Here is a 19,650-nt window from a genome sequence, read left to right on the forward strand (position 1 = left end):
CGTGGCTATGCAACTCCAGTTAGCGAGCGTCATCACACCTCCCCGCGCTGCTGCACCTTACCCGGGGCTGGTCGAGCGCCTGATCACGGGACCTTACATTCACGCCACAGGACCTGACGTGGAGATTCATGGGGTACCGGCGAAGCTCGCTCGGGTGGGGCAGAAGAGGAGCGTGCCGAATCGCACTTCATTGCTCAGTCGATCCAATCGGCTTCTTCTTGCAATGCTATTCGCTCATGCAGACCGTTTTGGTGTTGTTAATTCATTCGGGAATGTAGAGCTATGCCGGCTCGCCGGTCTTGAGCAGACAAGCCTTAAACAGCGAATTAAGAAACTCATTGAAATGGGATTTATTCGACGGCACGTGCCTGGAGTCGCCAGCCCCATTTTTGCTGAAAAACTCAAAAGCAGTTATGTCCTTAACTTGAACCATCGGCAAATCACCTTGGGTGCGGACATACTCGGCTTCGTCGTGCATGAGAGTGTGGACGAGGGGGCTGATGTTGTACGGTATTTGGGGGCCGTGTGGTTTGATCTTGAACGCTGGCGGAGCTCTGCTGTTAGACATAGGCCCTCATTGTCCGAACTTCTCACGCCCGGCTCAGTTCTCCGCCTTTTTAGGCGTGCGCCCAAGCACGCGATTGAGCAGCTTGAGTTTTTTTTGAGTGGTTGCGTGACAGAACTACTTACAAAGCACTGGGAGCAGGTAGGTGTGGCTAGGTCTGACTTTGCCCTTGGTCTCCGAGATCGCATCAGCGCATTTTTTCGCACACCGATGAGGGATGTTAAGGATGGGAGTCTCATCGACGAGGTTGAGGTCATAGATTTTTTATGGGGAATGACTATTCAGTTTGCGCGTGCGTGCAAGGGGCGCTTTTCACAAATTGATGGGCTTGCCTGGTCAAGTCTGAATTTCAGACTGCTACCCAGTGATTTGCGGCTGGGGTATGCCAGTTTGGGGATGTTGATTGATGGCGCCGGTAGCGGTGGCAGGCTACTGCGGGAAGCGGGCGAACACGTTGAAACGACGGAAATCACTACGGAAGCACTTTGCCCTGCGGAGCTTAGAATGAAGGCTGGATTGCTCACACCGTCACGAGCAACAGCCGTCTAGGCGGTTATTTTTTATCGCTCCTGCCAATCCTCTGAACGAATAAGAGGAGCCCCGTTCATGAGGATCATTCGCTTAAAAGAAGTCATCGATTCGACAGGCCTTGCCCGGTCGACCGTCTACAAATACATCGCGGAAGGTACCTTCCCTAAACCGGTATCACTCGGCGAGCGCTGCGTCGGCTGGGTTGAGAGCGAAATACACGATTGGATCTTGGCACGGATCGAGGAGCGGGATATGGCTGAGACCGTTTCAGTTCGGTCTGGCCGCTTGAGTATGGCCAGCTAAAATCGACCCTGTGCGCCATGACCGGTGGAAGCCGGTCATGGCGCTTATGCTGGATAGGGCAGCACTCCTCATCGGACGTCCCCAGCAGACCGAGTAATGCTGCTCCTTATTGCTCGGATCGTTGGGAGGTCGGAATTCGGGTTGATGGCTATCAAGGCCGCAGATCGATGGTTTATCTCCGGAGTAGACGCCCTGAAGAAATTCACCATGTAACTTTGAAAACTCCTCCCACAATCCCGGTGTGGCCGAGAGAGTCATTCTCGGTGCGGGTAGTATGCTTTTACTGATACTTACTACCCGTAGGGTTCGTGGGCAGATTCATTGCAGCATCGACAAGCGCATCCTGAAGAGGGCAGGAGGCAGGTACGAAGTAACGGTAAAAAAATAAACAACAGGCTCAGGTTATGAAACTCACCAACTGAGGCGTCATAACCATGATTCGCAATCCTGACAACACCAGCTGCCAACCGCTTCGTCATCCCGACAACACCAATCTCCACTTGCACTACGACGACACCTTTGAAGGCCTGCCCGTGATGATCGAAAAGGGGCCTTTCATCCGGGAATATCTGTCCAGTCTCAAGGAAACCATCGAGTTGGCCATAGCCCAGTATCCGAGGGTGTTGGCATTCAGAGCGGATCTCAGACTGCCCCGGGGGATTGATCTGCCTGACTACGCCAATACGAATCAGGTCATCAGCAAATTCTTCGAGTCCTTCAGGAGGAAGATCCAGTACCACCAGGAAAAGGTACGTGAGCGCAATCAGTACGCTCGTGACTGCAAGGTTCGCTACGTCTGGTCGAGGGAGGTCGGTCAGGGGGGCAAACAGCACTACCACGTGCTGATCCTCTTGAATCGAGATGCTTACTACACGATGGGGCGGCTCGGTTCAGAGAGGGCGAACATGATCAGTCGCATGGAGGAGGCCTGGGCTGGTGCGATGGGGATGTCAGTCAACCAGGTAAGAGGGTTGGTGCATATTCCAGAGAGTGCTGAATACCGAATCGATCGGTATGTCCGTGGTGGTGAAGATGAACTGCCAGCGCTTTTCTGTCGTGCCAGCTACCTGTGCAAGGCGGCTACGAAGTCTTACAGGGATCGCCAGCGAGGCTTCGACACTAGCCGAGGATGACATCGCGACTAGGGCGTGTTCTGCAGGGTGCGACAGTTATTCGAACTGATGATGGACAGAGTGTGCACTGGTTGGGTTACGCAATTATAAAGTTGGTCAAAAAATAAATGCTGAAGTGAAGCCAATAAGGGGCGAATGCCCCTTATTGTCAGGCTTCCCAAGCCGACAGCGCTTTCAGTGGTCCGGCAATGCTCAGGATTGTTATTGCAACAGATAGCCCATCGGCTGGTCATCTTTGTCGAAGCAGAGGATGGTTTCACAGTGGCCGCCTAGCTGGTCGGCATTCGATTCACTCACCGAAGGCAGGTACTTACCCAGTTCTGCAATAGGGACTTTTTTGCTGTTGATGTAACAGTCATCATCCATACGCGGATTGCACCAGGCGGTTTTGACTTCTGGCCGACCGGATTGGGGAGTAGAAGAAGTCTTCGCTGCTGCTGATGCAGCTCCGCCCTTCTCCTGATTCCACGCTGCCCAACCACCGATGTAACGCTTATCGAAAGTCGAAACCAGCTCATTGTCCGGGACACCTGCATCTAAGTAGAACTTCATCAGTAGGCTGCCCGCTTCCGCGTATGAAACTTGACGGGTGGCGTCGATGCGGTAGGCGACTGGCTTGCCATCAGAGCTACTGCCTATGCGATACCAGATGGAGAGCTGAAACGGAGTGTCCTCTTTCCAGTTACCTACCTCTGCACCCTGGATTCGACAATTTCCACGCTGGCACATGCCATTGACTTTATTGGTGACGCTGGCGTTCTGCTGGCGTTGAGCATCCCAGAGGTCCACGTACCGCGTGCCGCTGAGCCAGGTACAAAAGAGCATTGGTTGACCCGTCGCTGCTGGGCGGGTGACGCATGGAATCGCTTCCGGGAGGTTGTGGGTCGATTTCTCGTCGGGAAAGAAAGCCGCTGTACCTTGGTACGCGGAGATTTCAGCTTTGGCGTGAGCACAGGACGCGAGAAGAAGGATGCTGAGGATACGTTTCATGGTTTATTTCTTACATATGACGGGTTTGACGAGAGGGCTGAGCAAAGCTGCTATTTCTTGTAAACAACCTTGAGCCGCTTGTTGACGTAGTCCTTGATGATTTCGTAGTCGGGATTGTACGTAACGAGCGTATGACCTACGCCTGCTGCAGCCGTTAATGTCGCTATGGTCAATGTTGCAGGTGTTGTCAGGACGGTGAATACGGCGCCGAGTGCACCGCCTTGTACCACTGCACTTTTCACATCGCTTTTGACTCGACACTTCAGCCCCTGGCTTTCAATCTTGGTTTCAACCAGTTTGATACCTGTCATGAAATTGCCCCTGAGACCATGGATCTCGAAGGACGCTTTACTTTTCACGAGACCTTCAATCTGCGCTTCATTCAGACCTGTTACGACGATCATGGTTTTTCTGAGCTCCCTGCATGAGGTGGTGGATTGGAGAAGAAGTCGAATATCAATCTTTTGAGGTGAGTGTCGGTTTGAGAGGTCCTTCATGTCAGGGGGAAGGCCTTCTGTTGGGTCTGCTCAATGTCACAGAGGTGCGAAAATGGGTCGTAAATACCGTGGTTGTCGAAGCATCATAACGCGACGATTTTCGCCATGGCAAGAATCTCTGCAAACCACGATAAAGACGGTGACCTGGTAGCGCTTGGTGCGGTAGTGCGTGTGCGGCGACTACGGCATACGCTGTCGCAAGAAGCCTTGGCAGATGCTGCTGGGATTGATCGTTCCCACATGGGGAAAATTGAGCGGGGGGAGAGAAATGTTACTTTTTTGAACATTCTCCGAATTGCTACTGCGTTGAAATGTAAGCCGTCAGATTTGCTTTTCGAGGCAGGCTTATGATTTCGTCAATAGAGTTTAGAACCTCATGAGTGGACACTCTGTTTAATGTTTGTTGGGGGCGGTTGCTTTGCTCAGGATGGTCTTGGATTCGCAGATCAAGCAGTATCGAAGCATGATTCATGCTCCTGGTAAAAGCGGCCATGTGCATGGCCGCTGACGGTTACTTGGAATATTTCAGGTGGGTTTGCCCCGACTGGCGGAAATTAGTCTGAGCAAGCGACTCAGGATTCAGCAGGCCAGCACCAGGGCCAGTAACAGCGGTGGAAAGCGCAGCATGAGCAGAATATTCAGCACTAGCACCCCGGCGGCGGCAAGCGCGCCGACGAATATGAACAAGCAGAGCAGGAACCTCAGTAGGGTCATAGCGGATCTCCAAGAGCTTCTGCCTGGCTGATGTACTCAGTACAAACAGGTTTGATTCATCGAGCCTGCGAGGCGAGAGTTTCCAGCTTGCCCCCCAGAGTGTTGGGAACTGGCGGCGATTCACCCTGGCTAGAGTTGCTCGCGGGCTCCGAGTTTGCGAAGAACTCCTCGATCACGATGTGACTGTCCTCCTCGCAATCTTCGAAGGCTCCGTTGCCGAAACCCCTACTAGCCGCGTTATCCAGTGCCGTTTGGTCAAAACCTGCTGCTTGTCTCTGTGTATCGAGCTCGCTCGCCTTTTGCAGCGCTTCGGTCATATCCATACCATTACGTACCGTAAGATCGACGTAGAAGATCGGCGTGCCGTGGCTTTGCCTGGTGGATTTACCTCGCAGGCGCAGCTCCAGTGGCAGGCAAGCCAGCCGATTACCTGAGATGGCCTGGAAGTAATGCAGTCGAGCGGCCAGGGTGCGGATGCTGTTGAATCCGGTGGTGCGGAACACAAAGCTACCCAACGAATCCTCATCACCGATGATCACATTCAGTCGTCCGTAAGGTTTGCAGGCACCGCCTTTGGCCAGTGGGCAGGCATCGGGCGAAGGGCAGGGCAGAGACTGTATGCCGTCCTGGGTAGTGCGCTTGCAGGTTTCACCATTGCCCACGCACAACGGTCGCCCGGACTGCCGGTCGAACAGGGTGTAGTCGGCCCGGAAATTCAGCTCCGGTTTGTTGAACAATAGGCGTATAGGAATATTGCGCAGCTTGTCTTCCTTACTCTGGCGCAGTTCGTCGTTGAGTGGGTGTAGCAGCCAGCCATCCCTACTTTGCACCTGGGATGTGATGGTGAACTGATCATCTTTCTCCGGCAGGCGTTTACCGTTTTTCTCAACGACTTTGCCGATGGAGATTCGTCCGAGCACGGGCGGTGTCAGGGCTAAGCCTTTCAACATGATGGTTCTCCTGGAAATGAAAAAAGGCCAGCCACGCAGCGCGAACTGCGTGGACTGGCCAAGGGGAGGGAAGTGAGGAATAGCTGAGTCAGTTGATCAGGAAGCGGCGACTGCCTTCCTTGGTTTTGGCGTAGCGGACCTGCAGGTAAGGTTTCTCTTGCAGTAGGCGTTCGACATCAAGCACGGTGCTGTCCTTGGATTTCTTCCAGCTGATGTAACCGCTGGAAAACTCCGCTCGGGTGGCCTCGCCCATGGCCTGCAGCAGTATCTGCTTGAGCTGGGCCTCGCGCGTTTCCTTCTCGCCGATGGACTGGCGAACGGCCTTGAGTTCCAGGTAGGCCGCTGCTAAACCGGCGCGACTGCTGAAGTCGACGGTCTGGCCGTTGTCTTCTGGGTACAAGCAGCGCAAAGCTGCTTCAGCCGATGCGCTACCGTCGGCCGGTGGCGGGGTATCGGTTTCCACGTAGGTCCAGAACTTGCGCTCCAGTTCGATCAGGCGAGCGATCATTTGCTCGTCACGCTCGATGCGATGGATTTCCAGGTGCTGACCGCCCAGCAGTACCGCCACATCCGCGGCTTGCTTGCCAGTGACGGCGAGCTGGTGCATCACTTGAAGCTGCACATACTCGGGGACGCCGTCCTTCCAAAGGCGTGCCCCATTTATGCCGGCGGTTTTGCATTCGAGGATCTGCACGTCATCTGCGCCAATTACCTCGCGGTCGATGTTGGCGAGCATCCAGGGCAAATCGGGACTCGGATGCTGCAGCACGGCGTTGATCCGTCGCACCTTGTTCTTTGTGAGCTTGCTGTAGTGCCAAGCGACAATGGGCTCCAGCACATTGCCCCAATAGGCTGGGCTTTCTTCATCATGAGGATTTATCTTCGGTAACGTTGCATCGCGACCAGTCTTTTCAAGCCATAGTTCCAACTGCGACTTGTACGGGTTGAGCCCAACCGCAGCGCTTGCATCGGAGCTACCGATGCCTTGTTTACGCACTGCGAGCCAGTCCTCACGCGGCAGCTCTTTAGTGCTGATCAGGCGAAGGGCAGGGCGGGGCTTAGGAGGACTACTATTCAATGAGGTTGCTTTCATCGTGTTCACCTGCAGGCATAAATACGCCCGACCAGCACAAGGCTGACCGGGCGTGGCGATTGACGAGAAGGGTTAAGCTGCGAGACGCAGGGCTGCATCCAGGGCGCGTTGCTTGATCTGCGCACCCTGACCAAACCACGCCGAGTCCATGCGGTACTCATTGCTACGTGCGCGGCGCTCATGATCGACGTACTCCGTCACCGCATTGAGCAAGCCCCAGGCGGTGCCGCGTGCCGACTCGAGCTGGCTGCCCCGACCACGGCCTTCATACAGCTCTTGCACCTTGCGCAGGGCGCGTTCGTTGGGTAGTTGCTCCGGTAGTTGATTGCTCGGATTGACCTCACACAACACCGACATGAAATATCCAAGAGCCTCATGCCACTGGACCTTGCGTTCAGCGAGATGGCGCATGCGGTACATGAACTCGTCCCAACCGGAGACGGCTATGCCGAGTTGCTTCTTCACTGCCTTCGCATCGAAGCGGGTATTGTGCGGCACCTTGATTGCACGAGATGAACCGTCCAGGGCTATCGTCAAAGTGTTGTTGCATACCACGCGCACGGTGGTGGGTGTTGCCGTAGTGGCCAGGGTGCCATCGCAGGACGTGGCTAGCAGCAGGTAGCCGTTGACCTGATCGTTTCCTTTCAGGGCAGCGCCTTGTCCGGTGCGCGCCAGTGCCCAGAACTTGCGCCCGCCTTTGAGTACCCCCGCAGTCTCTAGCTCGTAACCGGAGACCTCGGTGAGGTCACGATAAAACTCCAAAACTTCCCGAGGCTGCACGGTGTGGTAGCGCTGGGAAACCACCGACAGCGGTGCTTTGGTGTCCGAACGGTAGAGCACCTTTTGCTCGGGGAAGGAGTGGATGCTGCCGAGATGGCCGACAGTATCGGCTTTGAAGTGAACGGGGCTTTCTTGGATTGCCCAGTCCATCCCAGCTTCGCGTTGCCAGATTTCGATGGGTTGTTTCTGCGTGAGCTGATTACCCAGGCCATGCCAGGGAGTTGCGCCTGCGTAGGCCATAGTTTCGACGAAATGAGCCATGGTTGTGATTCCTTTAGGTGCATGCCGGCATAAAGCGCCGCGCAGAGCGCAGCACCGTCCGGACGATATGGATAGAAAAGGTGTGGTCCTGCCAGATCAGGCCGGCAGGTTGAAGCGGTGGCCACATAGCAAGCAGAGGTTGTGGGCCAGGACGTGGCGATCGAGCGACTCACCCAGTTGTGCGCCCAGCGCACAACCGCCAACTCCGCCGGCCAAGCCACCGAGGATGGCACCCGATACCGAACCGAGTGTGATACCGACAGGTCCAGCGATAGCGCCGATGAGCGCACCAGCCTGACCACCTGCTAGAGCTGCGCTGACGCCACGGGCGGCACCGCCCACGGTGCCGATGGCTGCCCCGATTTTCATAGCGTGATGGAAAGAGGCAACTTTGGGGGAATGACAGCGAGGGCACTGCAATGACATAGAGCGAACCTTCTTGGTGATAGTGTCATAGCAGTTATGTAGGACTGAGATTTTTTTGAATTGGATAGCGCTGTCGCAAACCGCTCGCTCTCAACGTAAATATTTTGTGATCGTTTGATGTTGCAATGATGCAATTGTAGTGGCGTTGTGCCTCTAAAAATCTCATGAAGCCCGCTCAATCGGCTTCTTATAGACCTACTTCACTCAGACTGAGTGTTTTGCTGCTGCTTGTGCGTTTAAGGTGATTTTGCAAGGAAGTAATAAAAAACTGAGGCAGGCAGAATGAAGCTGGATTATGAGCGACCATTGATGGCTTATGCGTATCTAGCCCAGTCGGGTGCGCAGAACGCCGCCGCTTTCCAGCCACGAATGCCTAATCAAACCCAGTAATCGCTGATCGTCTTTAGCGCGTGCAGATTGCGGCTCAGACAACCAAGCGTAATAACCACTGGGATGGACTTTCAGCGTCAGGCAAAGCCGTCGAATGGAATAGTCGCCCGCTCGCTGCTTGATAAAGGCGTACTTCAACCGCACTCCTTGGCAAAGTACGCGGCGGCCTTTTTTAAGATGTCTCGCTCTTCGGTGACCCGCTTGAGTTCGGCTCGCAGACGCCGCAGTTCCGCGTGCTGATCGTCGTCTTGCTGCCGTTCTGTCTGAGGTTTGCTGTAGCGCTTTATCCAGGCATAGAGGCTATGCGTCGACACGCCAAGACGCGCCGCCACATCAGCGACAGGCAGCTTCTTTTCGGTCACTTGATTGACCGCTTGGATTTTGAATTCTTCGGGATAACGTGGGTTGCTCATGGCACCTCCTGATTGGCCTCAGTTTAAGGCAAAGAGGTGTCTACGAAACCCGGGGTGATTCAACCAAAGTCTAATGGAGATGACAGTCATGGATGTAGGTTCAGTAGGCTGTAATGCCTAGCTTAAGAGCTGGACATTCTTAGTTGGCTGACCCCCTGATTTTCCCCTATTCTCTCACTCTTCAAGACAGGGTGCATGATATGCCTGAAGAGATAATGACCCTTAAGGAAGTGGCCGAGTACCTCAAACTCGCGGAAAAGACGGCCTACCGCCTTGCTGCTGAAGGAAAAATTCCGGGCTTCAAGGTAGGGGGCAGTTGGCGGTTCCGAAAGGTTTCCATCGAAGACTGGATTGATCTGCAAACGACCAAAAGTCGCATTTGAATTGGAGTGGACAAGCTTTGTTACTGGACAACAGAAATAACGGCCATGTAGGAAACTCGCTGCGTGAAAACCTCGCCGCAGGGTCGAAGCTATCCGTGCTTTCAGGCCTGTTCACCATCTACGGCTTTTCTGCCCTAAGGAAAGAGCTCTCCCGCATCGATGGCGCAAGATTGCTGCTGTCTGGCTGGGACAGCATATCTCTTCAGGCGCTCATCGGGTTGGATGCCGACCTGCGTCTCGTGAACCAGCTCGACCAGAAGCGCATCGCCAGGGAATGCGCCAAATGGCTCGCCAGCAAGGCCGAGGTCCGGTCAGCCAACGCGGCCCAGAATATGTTCCTTGTTGAAGACGGCAGCCAGGGCAGTTTTGCCGTTCACGGCAGCTCTGCCTTCACCCCCACCGGGCTGGGAGAGGTGCAGTCCGATACCCCGCTGATGAATACCGGCATCAACGAGCCAGAAACGACCAAGCAGCTACTGTCCTGGTTTAACTCTGTCTGGGCAGATGCCCCTAAAGCCCGAGACATCAAGGACGAGCTCCTTGAGAAACTGGAGTTCATTGCCGCCGACCAGCCGGGCGACTTCATTTATTTCCTGACGCTCTACAACATTTTTAAAGACTTCCTCGATGATATCGACGAAGACAGCATTATTAAGACAAAGACTGGGTTCAAGGACACCCTTGTCTGGAACAAGCTTTACAAGTTCCAAAAGGACGGCGTGCTGGGTGCTATCGACAAGCTGGAGAAGCACAACGGCTGCATCATCGCCGACAGCGTCGGTCTGGGTAAGACCTTTGAAGCGTTGGCCGTTATCAAGTACTACGAGCTGCGCAATGACCGTGTGCTAGTGCTGTGTCCGAAGAAGCTTCGGGATAACTGGACGATCTATACCGTCAACGACAAGCGCAACCTTCTTGCGCAGGATCGCTTCAATTATGACGTCCTGAACCATACCGACCTGTCTCGTACGAAAGGCAGTTCCGGCGAGATCAATCTCGAAACCCTGAACTGGGGAAATTACGACCTCATCGTCATCGATGAGTCGCATAACTTCCGCAACAACAATCCCACCAAAGGCACCAAAAACCGCTATAGCCGCCTGATGGAGGACATCATCCAATCAGGCGTGAAAACCAGAGTGCTGATGCTCTCCGCCACGCCAGTGAACAACCGCATGAACGACCTGAAAAATCAGGTCGCCTTCATCACCGAGGGGCGCGACGATGCCTTTATCGATGTCGGCATCAAGAATGTGGAAAGCACGTTGCGCCTGGCGCAGAAGCAGTTCAACCAGTGGGTCAAGCAGCCGCCTGAAAACCGCAGTGTGGCATCCTTGCTGGATACGATGAGCTTCGACTATTTCAAACTGCTCGATATCGTCACCATTGCGCGTTCCCGCAAGCATATTCAGAAATACTACGGCACGGCAGATATCGGCGAGTTCCCTGTGCGACTGCCACCACAGAACATCTATGCCGATCTCGATTCAACGCACGAATTTCCGCCGCTGAAGGAAGTAAACAAGACGATCCGCAGGCTTTCACTGGCGGGCTACTCGCCCATGAAATTCGTCCGGAACGATAAGAAGGATGAGTACGCCCGTCGCTATGACAACGCTGTTGGCGACGGCAAGGGCATGTTCAAACAGGTTGACCGGGAGGAGAGCCTGATCCACCTGATGCGGGTAAACCTGCTCAAGCGCATGGAAAGCTCAATCAACTCTTTCACGCTGACCTCGCAAAAGCTTCTCGCACAAGTGGAAGTGTTGTTACGGAAGATTGACGCCCATGAAAGCGGCGATATTGAAGCCTTGAATATCGAGGATATTCACGATTTTGAAATGGATTCGCCTGAGCTTGAGCCCTTCATGATCGGCAACAAAACACGCGTCCTCCTCCAGGATATGGATCTCATCCGGTTCAGGCAGGAGCTTGAGGCGGACAGGATTTTCTTGACCACTATCGTCGAATCCGCGCAAGCCGTGGACGAACATCGCGATGCCAAGCTGGAAAAGCTTAAAGAGGTCATTGCCAAAAAAGTCCGGGAGCCTCTCAACCCCGGAAACAAGAAGGTCATCGTCTTCACGGCCTTTGCCGATACCGCGAAATATCTCTATGCCAAACTTGTCGGCTGGGCGCAGGACGAGCTCGGAATCCACAGCGCCCTCATCACGGGTGGTGGCACCAACAAGACGACCCTGGCCGGAGCGGGCTCGGATCTGAACAATCTCCTGACGGCTTTCTCTCCTGTATCGAAAGAGCGCGGAAAGATCGATCCCGACGCCAAGGCTGAGATTGACCTACTGATTGCCACCGATTGCATCAGCGAGGGGCAAAACCTTCAGGACTGCGACACGCTCATCAACTACGATATTCACTGGAACCCTGTACGGATCATCCAGCGTTTTGGCCGCGTTGACCGCCTGGGCTCGAAAAACACCAAAATTCAGCTCATAAACTTCTGGCCAAATATGGAGCTAGACGAGTACATCAATCTTGAAGCCAGGGTGGCAGGCCGCATGATGCTTCTGGACGTCTCGGCTACTGGAGAGGAAAACGTCATTGACGCCAACGCCCAGGAAATGAACGACCTGGAGTATCGCCGCACGCAGCTTCAGCAGCTCAAAGATGCCGTGGTCGATCTGGAAGACATGGCGGGCGGCGTCTCCATTACGGACTTAACCCTGAACGACTTTCGCATGGATCTTTCAGGCTACATGAAGAAGGGCTTGCACAAGCTGGCACAGGCTCCTCACGGCCTTTATGCCGCCGTTACCATAGATGCCAATCTCAAAGCGGATGGCCTCAAGCCCGGCGTAATATTCTGCTTGAAGAGCATCAGGGATGGTCATCGGGCCGTCCAGGTGGATGAAAACTACCCCTTGGCACCATATTTCTTGGTTTATGTCTCGGATGAAGCTGTTGTCGAGCTCAACTTCACGCAAAGCAAGAAGGTTCTCGACCTCCTGAAGAAACAGGGGCTCTCAGCAACATCCATTGATAGGGAGGCTGCTGGGCAGGTAAACGACCGTACAAGGAATGGTTCCGACATGGAACAGTACCAGCAGCTGCTGGCAGTCGCGGTAGATAGCATTGCAGGCAAGAGCGAGGAGAAGGGCGTACAAAGCCTCTTTACTAGAGGCGGTACGGTACTGACCGCTACCAGCAGCCAGGGCATTGAGGATTTTGCAGTTGTAACCTACCTCATCATCACGGACGCTCCGTAAGGCAAAGGAAACGCTATGTCGCCAGGTACACTGGAAGCCTTCATTGACCATCTTTCAATTCCCAGATCCTGTGAATTGAACAAACCCGTTTTTAAGAAACTCTTTCTTGAAAACGGGGTGCTGGACATCGCCGATAAAACGGCCCTGAAGGACGACGTTGATAAGATCCGCTGGCTCTACACCCTAAAAGCCGCGACTATCAACGTCGCTGCGTATGTTGATAGCGAGCGCGACTTCTCTGAAATCGCAGTTCTCCAGGTGGATCTGACATCGACTAAACGGTTGAAGCGAATTGCGACCTTCATGCAGCGGTCGATCCCATACCCGCTCATCCTGCTGTTCACCCATGAAAACCAGATCTGCCTCAGCCTGTCCGACAAGCGCATCAACCAGGCGGACAAGGAAAAATGGGTCGTCGAAGACCCCCTTTATACGGATTGGATAGACCTTGCCATGCCAACAGCGACGCAGGCAACCTTTCTGGAAGACTGTAATATCAACAGCTTTTCCTTCACCAATTTCCTTAGTTTCTATAAAAGTCTTACTGAGCGTGTCATAGCTATTAGTTGTGCTGCTCATAGCGGACATTATGAGCGGGGGGCAGCAGAAGGCGAAGGTACGAGACCACGCGAGGGCCGATTAGATCGGCTCCGCGAATTTGAAAGGCTCACCCTGCAAAAGACAGAAATCGCCAATAAGCTGAAGAAAGAACGGCAGATGGGGCGACAGGTTGAGCTGAATACCAAGATCAAACAGATTAATGACGTAATTGAAAAAATTAGAGAGAGCATTTAATGAGCAAGCCCGCTATTGATTTGGTTACTCTACAGGACGGTGAAAGCGCGAACATCGTCAACGAAAATATTGAACAGCTTAAAAGCATATTCCCTGAGGCCTTCGGAGAGGGTGGGGTGAATTTCGATACGCTACGACAACTTCTGGGTGATGCCGGGGCTGTTGACGAAGGCGAAGAAAGGTATGGTCTTAGTTGGCACGGAAAGAAAAAGGCTCGTCAGATTGCACTAACGCCATCGACGGGCACGTTATTGCCTTGCCCGGAGGAAAGTGTCGATTGGGATACGACTAAAAACCTAATTATTGAAGGCGATAATCTTGAGGTGTTGAAGCTCCTGCAAAAGAGCTATGCTGGCAAGGTCAAAATGATATTTATTGATCCGCCATATAACACTGGAAATGAATTCATATATCCCGATAATTTTCAGGATAATCTAGATACATATTTGCAGTATACTGGGCAGAAAGACAGCGATGGCTTGAAAGTGTCCAGCAATACTGAGGGCTCTGGTCGATTTCACACCAATTGGCTCAACATGATGTATCCAAGATTAAAGCTATCAAAGTCGTTGCTGCAAAACGATGGCGCAATATTTATATCCATTGACGATAGTGAAGCACCGAGATTGAGAATGCTTTGCGATGAAGTGTTCGGCGAAGAGAATTTCATTACCAACATCATTTGGCAGCATAGTGTTCAGCCAAAAGGCTACTCCGGAATATTTTCCGTGCATCATAATCATATATTGATGTATAGAAAGTCGGAGGACTTTGAGCTGATGTCCCTTGAAAGAACGGACGAGGACAATAAAGCTTACTCAAACCAAGATAATGATCCAAAGGGGGATTGGCGAACGGGCGATGTTAGAAACGCTCTGTATAGGAAAAATCTTAAGTATCCAATTACAACTCCGTCCGGAAAGATAATTAATCCTCCTGATAACGGATGGCGATGGAGTAAGGAGACTCTTAGTAGCAAAATTGCTACGGGAGAGATATTCTTCAGTGAAGACGAAACAAGAATTATCAGAAAAATCTACCTCGCTGACCTTGATGGGCGTACGCCAGAAACAATTTGGTTTGCAAAAGACTCTGGAACCACCAGGTCAGGCGTAAAAGAGCTAAAAGCCACCTTTGAAGGTGAGGTTCCTTTTGATACGGTAAAGCCTACAGAGCTAATAAAGCGAATGATGAAAGTATCTGGCGTTAACGCAGGAGATATTGTTCTCGATTTTTTCGCGGGCTCTGGAACTACCGGTGCAGCTGTTTTTGATACCGAACAGTCTAGGTTCATATTGGTGCAGTTACCAGAAGAAATCGATGAGAGCAAACCTCATGGTATTACTGCCAGAAAGCTTGGTCTGTCAAAAATTTCGGATGTCACAAAAGAGAGACTAAAGCGCTGTTCGGTTAATAAGTCTCCCTCTAATGCAGGATTTAAAGTTTTCAAACTTTCAAGCTCCAACATCCGTGCATGGAGCCCGGATCGTACCGATCTCGAACAGACGCTACTTTCTCATCAGGAGCACTTGATTGAAGGGCGTACCGAGCAAGATGTTCTTTATGAGCTTCTAATCAAGCGCGGCATCGATCTGGCTGTGCCAATCGAAAGCAGGAATGTATCCGGCAAAGAAGTCTACAGCATTGGTTACGGTGTATTGTTCGCGTGCCTTGATGAGTCTATCACCCGGGCCGATGTTGAAAATATTGCCCAGGGAATTCTCAAATGGTACGGAGAGCTGAGTCCGTCCTCAGATACGCATGTCTTTTTCCGCGACAGTGCATTCAGTGATGACATAGCGAAGACCAACATGGCAGCCATTCTGGAACAGAATGGCATTACCCATGTTCGCAGCTTGTAAGGAGTGTCACTGATGAAGCTGCATTTTGAAGACAATCTTGACTATCAGATGGCGGCAATAGAATCCGTCGTCAGCCTTTTTAAAGGGCAGGAAATCTCGCGCTCGGAATTCACGGTTACCTATCGTACAGAATCTGGGCCACAGTCCTCACTTGGTCTGGCGGAAAATGAGCTTGGTGTTGGTAATCGCCTGCAATTGGTTGATGAAGAGCTTCTCGATAATTTACATGCTATCCAGCTCGCTAACGGTTTACGCCCTGCTGGTAACCTCGCCAGTGGAGACTTCACGGTAGAAATGGAAACGGGCACAGGTAAAACCTATGTTTATCTGCGCACGATATTTGAGCTGAATAAAAATTACGGCTTTACAAAGTTTGTAATTGTCGTGCCTTCTGTTGCGATTAAAGAAGGCACGAATAAAACGCTTAAAATCACGCGCGACCATTTCGAGAATTTGTATCCCAAAGCGAAAGGCTACGAGTATTTTCTCTACGACTCATCTAAGCCCGGGCAAGTGCGTAGTTTCGCCACCAGTTCCAATATCCAGATCATGGTGACTACTGTTGGCGCTATCAACAAAAAGGAAGTCAACAATCTCTATAAAGAACATGAAAATACGGGCGGCGAAAAGCCCATAGACCTGATAAAGGCCACCAGCCCGATCATTATCGTGGATGAACCGCAAAGCGTGGATGGTGGTCTGCAAGGGCAGGGTAAAAAGGCTTTGGACGCCATGAACCCACTTTGCACACTGCGTTATTCGGCAACGCATGTCGATAAGCATCACATGGTTTATCGTCTAGATGCGGTTGACGCTTATGACCAGGGCCTGGTCAAACAGATTGAGGTTGCCTCCCTCCAGATCGAGGGCGGTAACAACAAGCCTTATATAAAGCTCGAATCCACTCATAACCGTAAAGGTTCGATCACTGCAAAAATCGAAATCGATGTGCAGCGTGGGCAAAAAATCAGCCGCGAGACACTGACAGTTGAAGATGGTGACGATCTGGAGCAGATTGCTAATCGTGCCATTTACGAAAACATGCAGATTGGCACGATCACTTGTGGCAAGAACAACGAGTCTATTCAGATCAAGGCACCGGGAATCGACGAGACTCTGCGCCCTGGTGACGCCGCAGGCGGCGTTAGCCCTGATGAGATTAAGCGTCTGATGATCCGCCGGACAATCAAAGAGCATCTCGATAAGGAGCTGACCTTTGCTGCCAACAAGCAGCCTATCAAGGTCTTAAGCCTGTTCTTCATCGATAGCGTTGAGCATTATCGTCAGTACGACGAAGATGGCCAAGCAGTCAAAGGCAAATATGCCACGATGTTTGAAGAGGAATATACCAAGCTCGCAAACTCCAGCGACTACCAAAGCCTCTTCAAGGAAATTGACCTGGAGACAAATGCTTCCGAAGTCCATAACGGTTATTTTTCCATCGATAAGAAGGAAAGGCTCGTAGATACTGCGGAAAATAACCAGGCCGGTCGTGATAACTCTGAGCGTGCCTATAACCTGATTATGCAGGAGAAAGAGAAACTGTTGAGCTTCGATACCAAGCTCAAATTCATCTTCTCTCACTCTGCTCTGAAAGAAGGCTGGGACAACCCGAACGTCTTCCAGATTTGCGCATTGCGCGATATGGGTTCGGAGCGGGAGCGCCGTCAGACAATCGGGCGAGGCTTGCGCCTTTGCGTCAACCAGGACGGGCAGCGCTTGCGCGGGGCTGACATCAATACGCTGACAGTCATTGCGACTGAGAGCTATGAAGAGTTTGCCGAAAATCTTCAGAAGGAAATTGAAGAAGATACCGGCATCCGCTTCGGCATCGTTGAGTCTCACCAGTTTGCGACGGTGCTAATAATCGACGATAACGGCGAGGCGGCACCACTCGGCGTGGGCCAATCTGAAAAGATTTGGAAATTCCTGAAAGCTGAGGGCTTTGTTGATGCCAAAGGCAAGGTTCAGGACTCGCTTCGCACGGCCCTGAAGGATGGCAGCTTTAAGCTACCAGACGATATCAAAGCTGATCTTGGCAGCAAGGCGGAGATAGCCGAAGAAGATATCCAGGGCATTCTTAAGAAACTGGCAGGCAAGCTCGATATCAAAAATGCGGATGACCGCAGAATTATTTGCACCCGCGAGGCCGTTCTTCAGAGCGAAGCATTCAAGGCGCTCTGGGAGCGTATCAAGTACAAGACCACATACCGGGTTGACTTCAACAACGATAAGCTCATTACCGATTGCGCAAAGGCTATTCTGGACTGCCCGCCCATCACCAAAACTAGGGCGCAATTCCGGAAAGCTGACATCGCGATTGGCAAGGGCGGTGTGACATCAGAAGAGACATTCAAATCCGGCTTCACCACTATTCATGAAAATGACATCGAACTTCCGGACATTATCACCGACCTCCAGGACAAGACTCAGCTCACCCGCGGCAGCATTGTCAAAATCCTTAAAGAGAGCCATCGTCTGCAAGATTTTGCCCGCAATCCGCAACAGTTCATCGACTACGCGTCAGAGGCTATTAACCGCACCAAGCGATTGGCCCTGGTCGATGGTATCAAATACAGCAAAATCGGCGATGAACACTTCTATGCGCAGGAGCTTTTCCAGCAGGAAGAGCTGAAAGGGTATTTGAAGAATACCTTGGAAGCGCAGAAGTCAGTCTACACACACGTCGTCTATGACTCGGCAGGCGTAGAGAAGACCTTCGCCGAAGATTTGGAAAAAAATGAAGCCGTAAAGGTGTACGCGAAGCTGCCGTCCTGGTTCAAAATTCCAACACCACTTGGCACCTATAACCCGGACTGGGCGGTGGTCGTCGAAGATGAAGGCCAGGAAAAACTGTACTTCGTGGTAGAAACCAAAGGCAGCACATGGTGGGGCGATCTGCGCCATGTCGAGGGTGCTAAAATAAAATGCGGTGAAAGGCATTTTGAGGAAGTCGCCAATGACGACAACCCTGCACAGTACATACGTGCGGTTGATGTCAATGGCATGATGTCGCACATTGATCAGGACTAACATTCAGAAAAATCTGCTGAAAACGCTCATGGAAACACCTCAATCGAAGCATTTCGATTGAGGTGTTTTTGTGAACCACTTACGGTTGAGTGATCTACCTGCGAGATGTCCCCATTGGTGGTTTATCCCTGATTCACCCGAGGGTAACCATTTCAGGCGGAAGAAGCAGGCTACAGGTAACCCAACTCTGCCAGTGATACACAGCCCTCACAGGCCACGACGATATGATCAAGCGTCCGTGTGCCCACCATATTGAGGGCATCTTTTAACTTGATGGTCAGCTCGCGGTCTGCCCGGCTTGGTTCTGGATTTCCTGATGGATGGTTGTGGATCAATATCACGGCTGCTGCGTTGTGCTCTAAGGCCGTCTTGACTACCTCCCTTGGGTACACGCTGGCGCTGTCCAGCGTGCCTCGAAAAAGCTCCCTAAAGGCAATTACTCGGTGCTGGGTATCGAGCAGTAGCAAAGCAAAGACTTCGTAGTCATGGTATTGCAGTAGGTTTGAAGGTGAGCAAATACGTGTCTGGGTTCAGTCAACGCTCGGCCTTTAGAGAGACGACTCATAGCGAGTTGTTGAGCCATCTGCAGAATATCAGCTTCGGTAACTGGTGACTCCATGACGTAAGTGCCGGATTTTTCTCCGGCTCTGAGTTTATGGTATTTCATTAATAAGCTCCTGATAGCAGGTGCATGGTGTGAATCAGCACGCATAAAAAATTTGTAGTAATGAAGGTGCGGATTCATCCGGAAGTTGGTCTGTTTCTAGTTGCGAACACTGAATGCGTATCCGCAATGCAAACACTGGTGGTTATCTAGAAACTTCTCATCAGTTTGTTCTCCGATCGCTGCTCCAGCAATACCTCCTGCCGCGCCTCCAAACAATCCGCCGAGTTGCTCCAGCAATGCTGCCGACAGCAATCCCTACAGGTCCTCCGACGACCCCGATTGCAGCACCTACTTCTGCTCCAGATAAGGCGCCAGCAGCACCACTGGCTGCACCGCCTACAGAGCCAATAACACCACCAGTTTTTCTTCCAGCGTTTATTGTTGTTACTCGATTGGATTTACAATTTGGACATTGGGTATACATTCAAAAATCCTCACTATTACACGTGTTAGGGGGTTAATGGAGCGCTCTCGTTGGGCGTTCATTTACGTGATATAGGTTTGATTTTTTTTGAATGAGGTTCAGAGCGGATTTGGTGGGTATTTCCTATATAAAAAACGATCGAGGAACTGCTTACTTAGCTATTTCATAGGGCGAATGTCGCTGTTAATGGTCGCATTGAGCATCAGGCCGTGA

16 protein-coding genes and 3 pseudogenes are annotated in these 19,650 nt (G+C 52.0%); 9 read left to right on the forward strand and 10 right to left on the reverse strand.

Annotated features, from left to right (window positions below; translation table 11 throughout):
- The 3 genes from APH41_RS18255 to APH41_RS18265 form a co-directional block, all read left to right on the forward strand.
- The coding region (locus APH41_RS18255; RefSeq protein ID WP_054920511.1) for a hypothetical protein at positions 1-1,114 on the forward strand (1,114 nt) is incomplete at its 5' end.
- 57 nt (positions 1,115-1,171) lie between these two features.
- Positions 1,172-1,399: an AlpA family transcriptional regulator gene (locus tag APH41_RS18260; protein WP_054920514.1), complete on the forward strand. Its 228-nt coding sequence runs from the start codon at positions 1,172-1,174 to the stop codon at positions 1,397-1,399.
- A gap of 434 nt (positions 1,400-1,833) precedes the next feature.
- Entirely contained in the window at positions 1,834-2,532 is a 699-nt protein-coding gene (locus APH41_RS18265) for an inovirus Gp2 family protein (RefSeq protein WP_054920516.1), read from the forward strand.
- Between the two features lie 201 nt (positions 2,533-2,733).
- Here APH41_RS18265 and APH41_RS18270 read toward each other — a convergent pair whose 3' ends face one another.
- Both APH41_RS18270 and APH41_RS18275 read right to left on the reverse strand, forming a co-directional pair.
- Positions 2,734-3,522: a hypothetical protein gene (locus tag APH41_RS18270; RefSeq protein WP_054920518.1), complete on the reverse strand. Its 789-nt coding sequence runs from the start codon at positions 3,520-3,522 to the stop codon at positions 2,734-2,736.
- A gap of 50 nt (positions 3,523-3,572) precedes the next feature.
- Entirely contained in the window at positions 3,573-3,926 is a 354-nt protein-coding gene (locus APH41_RS18275; RefSeq protein ID WP_054920652.1) for a hypothetical protein, read from the reverse strand.
- A 198-nt stretch (positions 3,927-4,124) separates the two neighbouring features.
- On the opposite strand from APH41_RS18275, the gene APH41_RS28315 reads away from it, so the two are divergent.
- Positions 4,125-4,370, forward strand: coding sequence for a helix-turn-helix domain-containing protein (locus APH41_RS28315; protein ID WP_082430467.1), 246 nt, complete (start codon positions 4,125-4,127; stop codon positions 4,368-4,370).
- Positions 4,371-4,598: 228 nt separating this feature from the next.
- Here APH41_RS28315 and APH41_RS29455 read toward each other — a convergent pair whose 3' ends face one another.
- The 6 genes and pseudogenes from APH41_RS29455 to APH41_RS28320 form a co-directional block, all read right to left on the reverse strand.
- Positions 4,599-4,733 carry a hypothetical protein gene (locus APH41_RS29455; protein WP_256220331.1) on the reverse strand — a complete coding sequence of 45 codons (135 nt, stop codon included), beginning with the start codon at positions 4,731-4,733 and terminating at the stop codon, positions 4,599-4,601.
- 56 nt (positions 4,734-4,789) lie between these two features.
- Positions 4,790-5,683, reverse strand: coding sequence for a hypothetical protein (locus APH41_RS18280; RefSeq protein WP_054920520.1), 894 nt, complete (start codon positions 5,681-5,683; stop codon positions 4,790-4,792).
- An 88-nt stretch (positions 5,684-5,771) separates the two neighbouring features.
- Positions 5,772-6,776, reverse strand: coding sequence for a YqaJ viral recombinase family protein (locus tag APH41_RS18285; protein WP_082430468.1), 1,005 nt, complete (start codon positions 6,774-6,776; stop codon positions 5,772-5,774).
- Positions 6,777-6,848: 72 nt separating this feature from the next.
- Entirely contained in the window at positions 6,849-7,817 is a 969-nt protein-coding gene (locus APH41_RS18290; protein ID WP_054920524.1) for a DUF932 domain-containing protein, read from the reverse strand.
- A 96-nt stretch (positions 7,818-7,913) separates the two neighbouring features.
- Positions 7,914-8,186, reverse strand: coding sequence for a hypothetical protein (locus APH41_RS18295; protein ID WP_177333578.1), 273 nt, complete (start codon positions 8,184-8,186; stop codon positions 7,914-7,916).
- A gap of 402 nt (positions 8,187-8,588) precedes the next feature.
- A pseudogene (locus APH41_RS28320) lies at positions 8,589-9,046 on the reverse strand (transposase); the annotation flags it as partial.
- A 143-nt stretch (positions 9,047-9,189) separates the two neighbouring features.
- On the opposite strand from APH41_RS28320, the gene APH41_RS18305 reads away from it, so the two are divergent.
- Genes APH41_RS18305 through APH41_RS18325 form a run of 5 tightly spaced genes read left to right on the forward strand, consistent with a single transcriptional unit; the run spans position 9,190 to position 18,346 of the window.
- The gene (locus tag APH41_RS18305) at positions 9,190-9,429 is read left to right on the forward strand and encodes a helix-turn-helix domain-containing protein (RefSeq protein ID WP_371262628.1); all 240 of its coding nucleotides are present in this window, start codon (positions 9,190-9,192) and stop codon (positions 9,427-9,429) included.
- Positions 9,430-9,446: 17 nt separating this feature from the next.
- On the forward strand, positions 9,447-12,656 hold the full coding sequence (locus tag APH41_RS18310) for a helicase-related protein (RefSeq protein ID WP_054920531.1): 3,210 nt from the start codon (positions 9,447-9,449) through the stop codon (positions 12,654-12,656).
- Positions 12,657-12,671: 15 nt separating this feature from the next.
- Positions 12,672-13,451: a DUF4391 domain-containing protein gene (locus APH41_RS18315; RefSeq protein WP_054920533.1), complete on the forward strand. Its 780-nt coding sequence runs from the start codon at positions 12,672-12,674 to the stop codon at positions 13,449-13,451.
- Complete coding sequence (locus tag APH41_RS18320; protein WP_054920536.1) at positions 13,451-15,313, forward strand: site-specific DNA-methyltransferase; 1,863 nt, start codon at positions 13,451-13,453, stop codon at positions 15,311-15,313. The genes APH41_RS18315 and APH41_RS18320 overlap by 1 nt, the downstream gene beginning before the upstream one ends.
- Positions 15,314-15,325: 12 nt before the next feature.
- Positions 15,326-18,346 carry a type III restriction-modification system endonuclease gene (locus tag APH41_RS18325; protein ID WP_054920538.1) on the forward strand — a complete coding sequence of 1,007 codons (3,021 nt, stop codon included), beginning with the start codon at positions 15,326-15,328 and terminating at the stop codon, positions 18,344-18,346.
- Between the two features lie 170 nt (positions 18,347-18,516).
- Here the strand turns inward: APH41_RS18325 and radC are convergent.
- Positions 18,517-19,013: pseudogene (radC, locus tag APH41_RS18330) on the reverse strand (DNA repair protein RadC).
- Positions 19,014-19,109: 96 nt separating this feature from the next.
- A pseudogene (locus APH41_RS29460) lies at positions 19,110-19,437 on the reverse strand (hypothetical protein).
- Between the last annotated feature and the right edge of the window lie 213 nt (positions 19,438-19,650).

Origin of the sequence: Pseudomonas sp. NBRC 111138, from assembly GCF_001320835.1 — a bacterium.
GTDB classification, from domain to species: domain Bacteria; phylum Pseudomonadota; class Gammaproteobacteria; order Pseudomonadales; family Pseudomonadaceae; genus Aquipseudomonas; species Aquipseudomonas paracarnis.